This is a genomic window from Labrys okinawensis (assembly GCF_047345005.1).
In the GTDB taxonomy this organism is placed as follows: Bacteria; Pseudomonadota; Alphaproteobacteria; order Rhizobiales; family Labraceae; genus Labrys; species Labrys okinawensis.
Map to the genome: position 1 here is coordinate 5,168,753 of NZ_CP178864.1, position 12,109 is coordinate 5,180,861.

The following is a 12,109-nucleotide window of genomic DNA, read 5'->3' on the forward strand; positions in this document are numbered from 1 at the left end:
TCCGCTCGAGATCTTCACCCGTGTCGACCGTTCAACTCCCGCTAATACAATCCGAGCCAATTGAAGAACAGGAGCTGCCAGTGACTGAAACAGCCAGCCGCTTCACTTCGTCCACTTTTAACGAACTCGCCAAGTTACGGAACTCTCGAGCAGGAGCTCCGCCTGGCCTTGGCTTGATACTTTGTTATCGCACTTGCCCCGCGCTGGCGTCCGCGCCGCAACTGGCGGGGAGTTCGGGATTAACGACGAACCGCCGATGACAGCAGAGAACCGTTCCATTTCGACCAACAGGAGGAAAGCGGGGTGGCCCTCACCACTGGTTGATGAGAGGATACTTATGTCTCCTGACTCATATGCACCTTATGTGCCGCTGAACACGCTCAAGCCCGTCGCGGAGAGTATCTGGATCGCTGATGGGCCCGAAATCAGCATGCGGTATCTGGGAATGACGATGCCATTCCCAACCCGGATGACGGTGGTTCGACTGGCTTCTGGCGAAATCTGGATACATTCGCCCATTGAATGGAGCGATGATCTGGCATCGGCCGTTATGGCGCTGGGCCCGGTATCCTATCTCGTCGCACCGAACACCTTGCATTATTGGCATCTGCCGAGCTGGCAGTCCCACTTCCCCGCGGCGCGCAGCTATGGTCCGCCTGGCCTTGTTGCAAAGGCGCGCCGGCCTCTGATGATTGATGAAAGCCTCAGCGAAACGGTGCCAGATGCCTGGAAGGAAACATTTCATCAGTGGCTCATCGCCGGCAGCGTACTCACTGAAGTCGATTTCTTCCATCGGCCGAGCCGCACACTGATCCTCACCGATCTCATTGAGAACTTCGAGACTTGCCGAGTCCACAAGCCGTGGCTGCGTTGGGCAATAAGACTCGGTGGCGCGGCAGATCCCGACGGCAAGGCACCCTTCGACATGCAGGTAAATTTCCTAGGTCGCCGGGCCCTGGTTCGGGCGGCAATCGAGCACATGATCGTCTTGATGCCCAAACGTATCATCATCGCCCATGGTCGGTGCTACGACCACAATGCGATTGCCGAGCTGAGAAGGGCATTCCGATGGGTTCTTTAGCGCGCTGCGACCGGGCGTCGAAGGGCGGGTTTGGTCTGAGGCCCCGCGTGATCGTGACAGTGAATGCAAAAACCGTCGCACTTCATCTTGATCAACCACGTGCCGCCATCGCCAGCAACTGGGCGTGCATTTCCTATGGAATGGGGAACTGAATGGCTTCGAGGACTGCAGGCATCCGCTTTACCGTACTGATGGCCTGTGCCTTCGTCGGCAGCATGCTCGTCACGGTATCCTACGCACCGACACTCTACCGTCTCTTCTGCGGCGCCACCGGCTTCGGCGGAACAACTCGGCGAGCCACCGGGCCTGTGGCCGCGAGTAATGCTGCCGGATCCAACCCCAAGCTCAAGGTGTTATTTGACACCAATATCGCCCCTGGCCTCGATTGGAGCTTCAAGCCGGAGCAGCGCTCAATCGACGTGGATGTGAACTCGCCCACGACCGTCTATTTCGACGCAACAAACAATACAGATCAGGTCAACGTTGCTCGCGCTGTCTATAACGTCACGCCGCCCGCGATCGCGCCCTACTTCTACAAGATCCAGTGTTTTTGTTTCACAGAAGAGCGGCTGGAGGCGAGGCAGACGGCCAGAATGCCCGTGGTGTTCTATATCGACGACAACATGTTGAAGGACGCAAGCGCAAGAGGCGTCCAGGAACTCACGCTTTCCTACACTTTCTACAACCAAAAGAACCTATTGCCCGGCAAGGTCGCGGGAGCGAGAGATCTGAAAGCCGGATCCGTCGCGGAGGTCCAGCAGAAGACGGCCGGCGATACCTTGTTCGAGAATGATGCCCAGCGCCGACAGGAGCCATAGGGCCTTGATTGAAGCGCCGCTTAGGACGCGATCCTAAGCGCGGACAAGCGGCTCATTCATTGTTCAGCGCCTTCATTGGTCTTCCGGGGTTGAAAAAATGGATAAATCTAACGTTGCGGGCGAAGATATCCAGGCCGCCCTGAGCGCTCACCGCCAAGCAGCGGCCTTGGATCTGCTATCGCGCATTCCCGATCGAATACTCGGGCGCATCGCGGTCGTCCGCAATGGTCACAGGCCCCCAGCGGAACTGCTACGCCATCGCTTTCCAGGTGCGGAACTTACCATGGTCGATCTACCCAAGCATGGGCATCTGACTGAAAGTTCTCCACCAAACGGTTCCTTCCCCGAAAGTACCGGTATGAACATACCTCAACCACCGCCCTTCGACCTGATTTTCTCGAACGGCCTTCCCAACGTCTCGCCCGATTTCAGGCAGCTCATTCTAAGCCTCCTCGATTGGGTTGGCTTGGGAGGCTTCTTGGCCATTCAAACGCCGAATAATCTCTATGAGCCCTATCGCATCGTCATGCGCATGATTGCGATTGATGGTCCCTGGGCACCCCAGCTTCTCTCGGTGGCCAAGACCCGTCCTTTCAACGAGACGGCTGAAGGCCTTTACGATCTTCTGGCTTCGGAATGCTCGCTCGTCAAAGTTTGGGAAACGACGATCGTTCATGTCACGACGGTTTCCCGGCGATTGCCGCTTGGATGCAGGAGAGCCTCATGGCCCCGTTCCTAAAGCGCATCGACAAAGAGTCCCGCCACGCATTCATCGAACGATACATCAGCGAGCTCGCGCGGACCTATCCGCTGCAGCCCGACGGCAAGGTGCTGCTGCGTTTTCCACGCTTGTCCCTATTGGTGCAACGATAGCGACCTTGAAACGAAATCAAATACTGCGCAGGGCACTGAATACGACTGGCCCAATGCCGCCTCAAATCGAAAGAACAGGTTCCTGAGAGCCACCCATGATGCTTCTGCGAAGTAAGTCGGCACCAACAGGACAAAGGGCCTGAATCTCAATTCGCTTCTTGCGCAATGCGCCTTTTCATTTGGCTGAGACAGCAGTTCCCACGATCGGTGGCGCCTCGACAGGTCTGCTTGCAACCAGCGAGCCCGCTGGTCGGGTGACAAATGACGCGTCCACAAATTCCAGCATATCTTCGATCCTTGGCTTCCAAAACGACCAGCTGTGATCCCCATCAAAGATGCGGAGCTCAACCTTCAAATGATCAGCTTTCAGCGTATCGTAGAGGGCAATTGAGCCTCGCCATAGATTGTCGCTATCGTGATCTCCTACAGCAAGATAGATCGCTGGCAGGGTCGTACCTGCCGATATCTGTTGGCCTAGAACCGTGAAGACATTCGCTCTGTTGAAGCTTGCGGCTTTGAAAGGGGATCCGAAGGCGCCGGCAAAGTAGGTTCCGGGAGGCGGTAGATCCAAGCCGCTTACAACGGTCGCGGCATCGATACGCTGGAAATATAAAGCGCTTGCGCCCTTCCACCCCCCGTCAAGCATGCTGCTTTCAGGGATGTTTTGCCAAAGCGCACCGGAGAGGCTGGCGACCGCCACATAGCGATCAGGCCTCTTGAATGCCAGGCGGAGGGCACCAAAGCCGCCCATGGAAATGCCGGCGATGGCGCGCGTCTCGCGTCGACAATTTGGCGCAAACCGGCCTTCAATGGCTCTCGGAAGATCCAGGAGGATCGCATCCTCGTAATTTCCGGGACCGCCAACCTTCGCCGAGTTGACGTACCAGCTGTTGCCTGTGTCCGGCATGACCACGAGTATGGGACGGATGCGGCCTGTTTGGACAAGGCGATCCAGTGTCGATTGGATATCACCCAAGGTCGACCAGTCACGGGCGCTGCCATCAACCCCGTGGAGCAGGTAGAGCACCGGCCAACCATCCGTCGGTACCGGGCCATTCGGAACGTAGATCGAGACCTCGAGCGGATGGCCGAGCGCGGGACTCGGAACCGACAATTGCTGCATGGTGCCGGCCTGGGCGTGGAGAAGGAGCGACGAAAGCGACAGGGCAAGCGCAAGGGTAAGGGATAAAAGCCGCGCGCAGCAATAGAGCATCCGAGCGAGCGTTGGCCAAACAGATCCGAGACGCCCATCCACCGAGAGACTTCGCCAGGGGTCAGACTTTGACCACTGCATGACCAATCTCCCTGGGCTCGTCTCGTCGGGGTCGCAATGCAAAAGTTTTGGACAGGCAGTGATAGAGACGCTCCGGACAAATGAAGGCAGAAACGCCATCAGCGATGATTGCCGTTGCCAGAAGGGGCAGGATCATCGCCCGGCTGTCGGTCATTTCGGCGATAATCAGAACCGCCGTCAGCGGCGCCCTGACGACGCCCACGAAATACCCAGTCATACCCAGGATCACGACCGCACCTAGGGGCTCGCTGGGAAACAAGACGGCCAGAAGATTGCCGACGCCGGCGCCGGTCGCCAAAGAGGGAGCAAAGATACCTCCCGGCGTGCCGCTGAACATCGTCACCAGGGTCGCAAGGAACTTTGCGGGTCCGAACCAAAGAGGCTGAGCGTGGGATTCAACGAGCATCTTTGCCCAATCGTACCCTGCCCCCCACGTCGCGCCACCCGTTGCCATGCCAAGGAGCGCGACCACCAGACCGCATCCACCAGCGAACCATACAGGATGGGAGCGCAAATATACAAAGAGGCTCCACGAGGAGCGGCCAAAGCCGACCACCATGAGTGAGAAGAGACCGCCACAAAGACCACCCAAGACCCCTGCCATCAACGAAATGACAAGAGAATGCCCCATTGGCATCGTTTGGTGGATGGCGCCGAAATAGACATAGTCTCCGGCAAGGCCAAGACTGACCAGACCTGAGATCATGACCGCCGCCATCGCCAGCAGGGCAAGGCGTTGCTGATAGGAGGCAGCGAGTTCCTCGATAGCAAAGGCAACGCCGGCGAGCGGCGTGTTAAATGCCGCGGAGACCCCCGCTGCCCCGCCCGCGATAACAACGGCGGAGGAAAGCTCGATCCTCAAGGTTCGATGTGCGAAAGCCATGATCGCGGCGCTGACCTGCACCGTTGGACCTTCGCGTCCCACGGAAGCCCCGACAAGAAGGGCTGCGACGGTACCGGCACATTTAACAAGGGCAGTGTCGAGCGAGATCAGCCTGGCCGAGACCGCGCGCTTGGGATCCACCGCCCCCGCAATGACCTGGGGTATGCCGGATCCTCGCGCCGCTGGCGCGAAACGCAGCGTTAGCGCAACGATCGCTGCGAGCCCAACAGGGGTCACGATCACAGGCAGGTAGGGATATCTTTCGAACATCAGCTCGAAAAGGCGCGAGCCCTGGTCAGCGAGCCATGCAAAGCACAGCGCGACGAGACCCAGGGCGATCGCACCGGCCGTTGTTGCCGTCCGCCTCCGCAGCAGCACCGGCAAACCCTTCGCCTTCGTGCGAAGTACCTTCTTTACAGATCGTCTGCCGTCGTCAGTGCCGGAGGATGAACGGTTTTCGTGCAGCTCGGCCGTCACAGCTTGACCTTCTCAAACACAAGAGCGACGACAGTTGCATCGCCATTGAAAATGCATCGAAGTTCGATATACTCTGCCTCTGAGAATATCTCAAGCGACGATGCAAGCGGCCTTTCGGAGTCGATCATGCTCAAGGAAAAGCACGCTTCCCCAGCCGTCGCGAAAGACGACTTGGGAAAAGAAGCAGACGTGAATTACCAGGCCCTCGCCCAATTCAGATTCGAGATCAGGAAGTATCTGGCATTCTCTGAAGCGGCGGCGGCGGAGGCCGGCGTCACGCCTCACCAATACCAGGCGTTGGTTGCAATCAAGGGCTTCTCGCGCAACGAACCGCTGTCGGTTGGAGATCTCGCTGCCCTGATGTTCATCCGGCATCACACGGCGGTGTCGCTGGTCGATCGCATGGCCAAGCTTGGTCTCCTTACACGTGTTCCCGACCCGAGCGACAAGCGGCGTGTCTTTGTCACCCTGACCAATCTCGGTGAAGAATACCTACGTTCGCTCGCTTCTGTGCATGTGGAGGAGTTGCGTCGCGAAGGGACAACGTTCGCCGCAACACTTCAGGCCGTCATGAGGCAGCCAAAATAAACTTTGGCGATCAGAACATGCGGTACCGGGAGATTCAGGCAGTGTTTTTGCAACAAGCGACGACGACAAGAAGAACCGGTTGTACGGCATGGAAAAGAGATTGGATGTCGGGTGGAAACCTCCCGCCCTGCGGCAGTGGCTATCGCTTGCCACGACGGTATCGATATGGCTCACCGCCCTCCTGATATTTATCAAGCTCGGCGCACAGGTCACGGACTACCACTCCATCACCAAAGCCTTATGCCACCTGCCGCCAGCACTATTGGCTGGCTCCCTGTCCCTGGCCGCCCTGAGCTTTCTTCCCGTTATCGCGCGGGATGTCGCAGCGTCTAGGCTGCGCCAGCTTCGTCCCTCGGTCCATGCTCTCTTGCTGGCCAGCCTATGCGGCGCGGCACTCGATAATGCCGTGGGGCTGGGGAGCCTGACCGGCAAAGTGGTACGCCGCCGCCTGTACAGGTCCGTCGGACTCGAACAGGAGAAAATCGAACGTACACTGTCCCTGATCGGCCAACCTTTTCTGGTTCCGCTCTACACCTTGTTTGGCTCCGCATGCCTTTTCGATCGTGCGAGCCTGGCGCATACCGTGCAACTGGGGGGCGGTTGGTTCGTTGCCATTGGTCTGAGCTTGCTCGCTGCAGGAGGTATCGCAGTTGCGCTGGATTTTAAGCGCGGAGACCAAGCGGCAGGTGTCTATGCAGTCAGGAATGTGCCGGAGATCCTGCGTTTGTGCTTGGCCGCCGGTGCCCTCTGGTCCCTGCTGCCCGGACTGAAGATCGATTTCTTGACCTTTGCTACCATCTTTGCTGCAGCAGGCTCTATCGGCGCTGCCAGCCGCCTCCCCGGTGGCATTGCTGTGTTTGAGGCGGTGGTCCTGCTTGTGCTTTGGCCACAACTCGCCCCCAGCGATTTAATAGCCGCACTCATCGCCTTTCGTGGGATCTATTTCCTGACGCCTCTTCTTATGGCTTCGACGGCTCTCGGCGTTTACGCCCTGGGGGCCCGACTGGACGGGCCAATCAACCCAATGCACTCACCATTGGCCGAGAGCGCAGCCCGACTGACCCCGCGCTTTCTGGGCATTGAGGCTTTTATTGCCGGTTGCCTGCTGGTGGTCTCCGGCGCTACTCCGACATTCGGTGGGCGACTGGCCACTCTTTCCCTGCATGTGCCGCTCTGGATCGTTGAGGGCTCGCATTTTCTCGGAAGCCTGATTGGAGTCCTGTTCCTTTTCATCTCGCATGGCCTCTTCTGCCGACATAGATCAGCATGGTGGGTTGCTTTGGCGTTATCAGCGGCCAGCTTGGTCTTCTCGCTTGGAAAGGGTTTGGCCTATGGCGAGGTGATCTTCGTGGTTCCCTTGGTCGCCACACTGTTCGCGGCGCGCAGCCAGTTTCGCAGCGATTCATCCTTTCAAGCGCAACGTGCCTCAGCGAGTTTGCTGTTCGCGATCGCCGTGGTCATCGCCGCTTCCTTTGCGATCCTGACCTTTGCATTTCATGACATGGATTTTGCCGGGCGCGATTTTTGGTGGCAGTTCGAGTTCGATGCGCAAGCTCCGCGGGCGTTGCGCGCGATGATAGGCGTTTCAGTGGTCGCACTCGTGCTTGCCACCTGGGAACTCTCGCGTGCGCCACGAGGATTCGCACCCCGGCCGGCTCCTGAGACACTCGCCAAAGTGGCCGAAATCATCCGCCGGCATGATCGCAGCGATGCCTCACTCGCCCTGATGGGCGACAAGAGCATCATCTTCTCGGCAACGGGCAATGCTTTTCTGATGTACGGCAAGCGTGGTCGCAGCTGGATTGCGCTTTATGATCCCATTGGCCCTCGGGCGGAGTGGCCCTCGCTGATTGATGCCTTTCAGCGGCTTGCAGCCAGGCATGGCGGGCGCGTGGCCTTCTACCAGGTTCGTCCAACCAATCTGCCGATCTATCTCGAGGCGGGACTTTCGATCATCAAGTTGGGAGAAGAAGCCAGGGTCGATCTCGTCAATTTCACTCTGGAGGGTGGCTCGCGATCCAATCTGCGCTATGCCCTCAAACGAGGTGCGAAAGAGGAATTCACCTTTTCAATCACGGGCGTCGATCAGGAGGCCTGCCTGGTAGCGGAACTGGACGCCGTCTCGAGAGACTGGCTGACCTCCCGCCGAACCACTGAAAAGAGCTTCTCCGTCGCCGCGTTTCACCGCCCCTTTGTGAAGCGTCAGTCCATCGCCCTGGTCCGCCAGCACGGCCGGACCATAGCTTTCGTGACCTTCATGCCGACCTCCAACAAACAGGAGGCGACCGTGGGGTTGATGCGTCACATCGGTGGAGCACCTGGCTACACGATGGAATACCTGTTCACGCAACTGATCCTCGCTCTCAAAGACCGCGGATACCACACGCTGGATCTTGGTATGGCGCCCTTCAGCGGTTTTCGGGCGCTCCCCCTCACCTCCCCCTGGCACCGGATGGGATCCTTGATCTGGCAGCACGCCAATCCTCTCTACAACTTCCAGGGACTGCGCCTGTTCAAGGGCAAGTTCGGACCAAGCTGGGAGCCACGCTACCTGGCTGCTTCGGGGCTGGTCGGCCCCTTCGTTGCCCTGGCCGATGCCGCTGCCTTGATCGGCAAGCACTTCAAGGAAATAGGTGAAGCATGAAAAGTCTCCTTATGGCTGGTATCGCGCTGGTGGGTCTGGCGACGACGACTCCGGCACTTGCTGTTGATGGGGGCCGCCTTGGCGACGTCCGAGTGGCCCAGCCGGATGGTCCAACCAAAGGTTATGTCGTTCTGTTCTCGGACCGCGGCGGGTGGAAGGACCGTGACGAGGCGGCCTTAGACGCGATGGCCAAGCAAGGTTCCGTGGTCGTCGGGGTCGACCTCGATACCTATCTCGCCAACCTGCTTCCAATGCCCAGGCCGGGCGTCCATCCGTGCAGCGAGCTTGTCGGAGACGTTGAGGGACTAAGCCAAAAGCTTCAGCGTAGCCGCATTGGCGACAAGTACCATTTCCCGATCCTCGCGGGAGTCGGTGCGGGCGGTGCACTTGCCCAGCTCATTCTTGCCGGTTCTCCGCCCAATACGATTGCCGGAGCAGCGACGGTGGATCCGGACGTCCTGACACCCAACGGGCTGACATGCTCGGTATCATCGACAGTCATCTCGTCCGGAACCCTTTTTGGAAGTCCTCCTCTCAAATCCAACGGGTTTTGGACAATTGGTCTGACGGCGAGCGCCTCCCCTCTTCAGCGTGCCGCCGTCGAGGTCGACCGCAAGGACGCCTTGCCGATTGATGTCCACCTAGATGCGCCGAGCGATCTCGCTGCTGCCTTGACCCAACTCATCGCTCCCCATCTCGATCGACTGGATTTGCAAGGGCTCGCGGCACTTCCACTTGTCCCCCTCCCGGTTCAGCACCCATCCCGTCTGATGGCGGTCATGCTTTCAGGCGACGGCGGATGGCGCGACATCGACAAAACCATCAGCGAGCAGTTGCAACGCGACGGCATACCGGTCGTCGGTTTCGATAGCTTGCGTTACTTCTGGCATCAGAAGACGCCAGAGCAAACCGCCCATGACCTGGCAACCGCGATCCGCGGCTACCAGGCAAAGTGGCACGCAGAAAAAGTGGCTTTGATCGGTTACTCTTTTGGTGCAAACGTCCTGCCCGCGACTTACAACGCGCTTCCCAACGACGTAAAGACCGACGTCGATCTCGTGTCTCTTCTTGGCCCTGAACCAAAGGCCGACTGGGAGATTAAAATTGCTGGCTGGTTTGGCGCAGGGCCAAGCGATGCAGCCGCTCCGATCGCCCCCGAGCTTATCAAGATCCCTAGCCCCTTGGTGCAGTGCTTCTATGGCGAAGACGAAGGGGATACGAGCTGTCCATCGTTGAGCTCCACCAAAGCCGAGGTCATCAAAACCAGAGGCGGCCACCACTTCAACGGGGAATATCCCGCGATCGCTCAGGATATCGTCAACGGTTTCCAGAAGCGGGCTGGCTCTGCGGGTTAGTCAATTCGATCGAGCGAACGAACCAATTCCTCTCTACGCCAGAACAAAGAGCGATGAAAATTGCAATCAGTGGCTGCGGCGTTGCCGGTCCGACGCTCGCCTATTGGCTGACGAGGGCCGGTCACGATCCGGTGCTCATCGAGGAGGCGCCGCAGTTGCGGACCGGCGGCTATATCATCGATTTCTGGGGCATCGGCTACGATATTGTGGACAAAATGGGCCTCGTCCCTCGGTTGAAGGACTGCGGTTATCAGGTCGGCGAAGTGCGTTTCGTCGACGAGCATGGGCGCAGGTCGTCCGGATTTTCCACGGATGTCTTCCGGCGACTGACGAAAGATCGCTTCACGAGCCTGCGGCGCAGCGATCTTTCCGCCACTCTTTGCTCGACGGTTGAAAACAAGGTCGAGACGATCTTCGGTGACTCGATCGTCGCAATTGAGGACAATGGCGAGGCCGTGCACGTCTCGTTCCAACACGCAGCGTCCCGCAAATTCGACCTCGTGATCGGCGCCGACGGTCTACATTCGCGCGTCCGCCGTTTGGCCTTCGGCCCGCAGGAGCGGTTCGAGGTGCAATTCGGCTATCGTGTTGCCGCCTTCGAGGCAAAAGGTTACAGGCCACGCGACGAACTGATCTATCTGAGCCATTCCCGGCCAGGGCGGCAGATCTCGCGCTTCTCTATGCGCGATGACCGCACGCTGTTCCTGTTCCTTTTTCGGGATGAGCAGCTCAAGGAGCCCGTCCCTCTTACCGATGCCGGGTACAAGACCGCGCTCCGTCAAGTTTTCGCGGATGACAGGTGGGAATGTCCGGATATCCTTGCCGCCATGGAAGGAACCGAAGGCCTTTATTTCGATCGGGTAAGCCAGATCCGAATGCAGGCCTGGGCGAAAGGGCGCTCAGCTCTTGTCGGCGACGCGGCCGCTTGCGTTTCGTTGCTTGCCGGAGAAGGAACCGGGCTTGCGATAGTCGAGGCCTACGTACTTGCTGGGGAACTCCGTCGGGCCGAAGGTGATTACAAAGCGGCCTTTACCGCCTATCAGAAGCGCTTGATGCCGTTTCTGCTGCGAAAGCAGGAGGTCGCGAAGAAATTCGCCTCGATCTTTGCACCCCGCACCAGCATCGGCATCGCATTTCGTAACCTTGTCATGCACCTCATGGCGATCCCTTTCGTCGCCGACGGAGTGGTTGCCCGAGACCTTCGTGATGATATCGAACTTCCAGACTATGATTGGCGCTAAAGCGCCACCGCTTGCGAATTTCGGGTTAGCTCCCCGAACAGCGAGGCACAAGGCGGCGATCGCCGGCTAGTTCGTGCCGCCGAATGCAAGTACCGTCCTGCCACCGCACAGACCGCCCAGAATGCCGGCCAGCCGTGCCGCGAACAAGGAGGTCTTACGTGGCTGCATTACATGCAGAGCACCAAGATAGACCTAATCACCGGCATCGCCGAAGTCGACCAGCCCAGGGATCATCACAGCCACCGTGGTGAGTGAGGCCAGCCGTTGCTGCCAGGACGAGGCGGACTCCTCGATGGCGAAAGCAATCGCGGCTAGCGGCGTATTGGAGGCTGCGGTGACGCCCGATCGCAGATCGCTCTCTTTATCGTTACTTCTGGCAATCTATATCGAAAATCGATATATTAAAGATCTTACGTCTTGGCACGAAGCTGGGCTTTCGAGTTGATGGAGAGACCAATGACAGAGCTATTTTTTCAGGGAAAGAAACCGCAGGACTGGCTCTTGGCGATATCTGCGTTGATCCTGTTTACCTCGCCCTGGACGCTAGGTTTCACCAGCGACGTACGGCCCGCCTGGAATGCATGGATCTCGGCCATCGTGCTCGCTTATCTAGCCTTTGCCTCCCTGTCCGAGTCCAAGCAATGGGAAGAGTGGGTGACGCTTGCGCTGGGTGCTTGGCTCATTGGTGCAGCGTGGGTGCTTGGCTTCTCGGCTGATGTTGTTGCAACGCGAATACATTGGCTCATCGGCGCAATGACTGTCGTGTTCTCCCTATGGGCCGAATGGTCATTCCGGCATCCTCCGCGTCCGATGGCATAGCTGCACTTCAATGTCGATCCAGCGCTGGGATAGTCT

The 12,109-nt window shown here is 58.6% G+C and carries 12 protein-coding genes; 9 read left to right on the forward strand and 3 right to left on the reverse strand.

Annotated elements, in window-relative coordinates:
- Positions 1–256 precede the first annotated feature (256 nt).
- The 4 genes from ACMDCR_RS24200 (at position 257) to ACMDCR_RS24215 (ending at position 2,772) form a co-directional block, all read left to right on the forward strand.
- Complete coding sequence (locus ACMDCR_RS24200) at positions 257–1,081, forward strand: DUF4336 domain-containing protein (RefSeq protein WP_413989076.1); 825 nt, start codon at positions 257–259, stop codon at positions 1,079–1,081.
- 152 nt (positions 1,082–1,233) lie between these two features.
- Entirely contained in the window at positions 1,234–1,899 is a 666-nt protein-coding gene (locus ACMDCR_RS24205) for a cytochrome c oxidase assembly protein (RefSeq protein ID WP_413989077.1), read from the forward strand.
- Positions 1,900–1,996: 97 nt separating this feature from the next.
- On the forward strand, positions 1,997–2,638 hold the full coding sequence (locus ACMDCR_RS24210) for a hypothetical protein (RefSeq protein ID WP_413989078.1): 642 nt from the start codon (positions 1,997–1,999) through the stop codon (positions 2,636–2,638).
- Complete coding sequence (locus ACMDCR_RS24215; protein ID WP_413989079.1) at positions 2,623–2,772, forward strand: hypothetical protein; 150 nt, start codon at positions 2,623–2,625, stop codon at positions 2,770–2,772. Before ACMDCR_RS24210 ends, ACMDCR_RS24215 begins: the two co-directional genes overlap by 16 nt.
- Before the next feature lie 175 nt (positions 2,773–2,947).
- Here the strand turns inward: ACMDCR_RS24215 and ACMDCR_RS24220 are convergent, their stop codons facing one another.
- On the reverse strand, positions 2,948–4,066 hold the full coding sequence (locus tag ACMDCR_RS24220) for an alpha/beta hydrolase (protein ID WP_413989080.1): 1,119 nt from the start codon (positions 4,064–4,066) through the stop codon (positions 2,948–2,950).
- On the reverse strand, positions 4,047–5,426 hold the full coding sequence (locus ACMDCR_RS24225) for a chloride channel protein (protein WP_413989081.1): 1,380 nt from the start codon (positions 5,424–5,426) through the stop codon (positions 4,047–4,049). Before ACMDCR_RS24225 ends, ACMDCR_RS24220 begins: the two co-directional genes overlap by 20 nt.
- 126 nt (positions 5,427–5,552) lie before the next feature.
- Here ACMDCR_RS24225 and ACMDCR_RS24230 point away from each other — a divergent pair, with 126 nt between their 5' ends.
- The 4 genes from ACMDCR_RS24230 to ACMDCR_RS24245 all read left to right on the forward strand — a co-directional run bounded on the left by ACMDCR_RS24230 (position 5,553) and on the right by ACMDCR_RS24245 (position 11,254).
- The gene (locus ACMDCR_RS24230; RefSeq protein ID WP_413989082.1) at positions 5,553–6,014 is read left to right on the forward strand and encodes a MarR family winged helix-turn-helix transcriptional regulator; all 462 of its coding nucleotides are present in this window, start codon (positions 5,553–5,555) and stop codon (positions 6,012–6,014) included.
- An 88-nt stretch (positions 6,015–6,102) separates the two neighbouring features.
- Positions 6,103–8,658, forward strand: a complete 2,556-nt coding sequence (mprF, locus tag ACMDCR_RS24235; RefSeq protein ID WP_413993706.1) for a bifunctional lysylphosphatidylglycerol flippase/synthetase MprF — start codon at positions 6,103–6,105, stop codon at positions 8,656–8,658.
- The gene (locus ACMDCR_RS24240; RefSeq protein ID WP_413989083.1) at positions 8,655–10,013 is read left to right on the forward strand and encodes an AcvB/VirJ family lysyl-phosphatidylglycerol hydrolase; all 1,359 of its coding nucleotides are present in this window, start codon (positions 8,655–8,657) and stop codon (positions 10,011–10,013) included. The genes mprF and ACMDCR_RS24240 overlap by 4 nt, the downstream gene beginning before the upstream one ends.
- Positions 10,014–10,066: 53 nt before the next feature.
- Positions 10,067–11,254 (forward strand): FAD-binding domain, encoded by a 1,188-nt coding sequence (locus tag ACMDCR_RS24245; RefSeq protein WP_413989084.1) that lies wholly within the window; start codon positions 10,067–10,069, stop codon positions 11,252–11,254.
- A gap of 192 nt (positions 11,255–11,446) precedes the next feature.
- On the opposite strand, the gene ACMDCR_RS24250 is transcribed toward ACMDCR_RS24245, so the two are convergent.
- Complete coding sequence (locus ACMDCR_RS24250) at positions 11,447–11,635, reverse strand: chloride channel protein (protein ID WP_413993707.1); 189 nt, start codon at positions 11,633–11,635, stop codon at positions 11,447–11,449.
- A 75-nt stretch (positions 11,636–11,710) separates the two neighbouring features.
- On the opposite strand from ACMDCR_RS24250, the gene ACMDCR_RS24255 reads away from it, so the two are divergent.
- A complete protein-coding gene (locus ACMDCR_RS24255) occupies positions 11,711–12,073 on the forward strand; it encodes an SPW repeat protein (RefSeq protein WP_413989085.1) in 363 nt (120 codons plus the stop codon).
- Positions 12,074–12,109 lie beyond the last annotated feature (36 nt).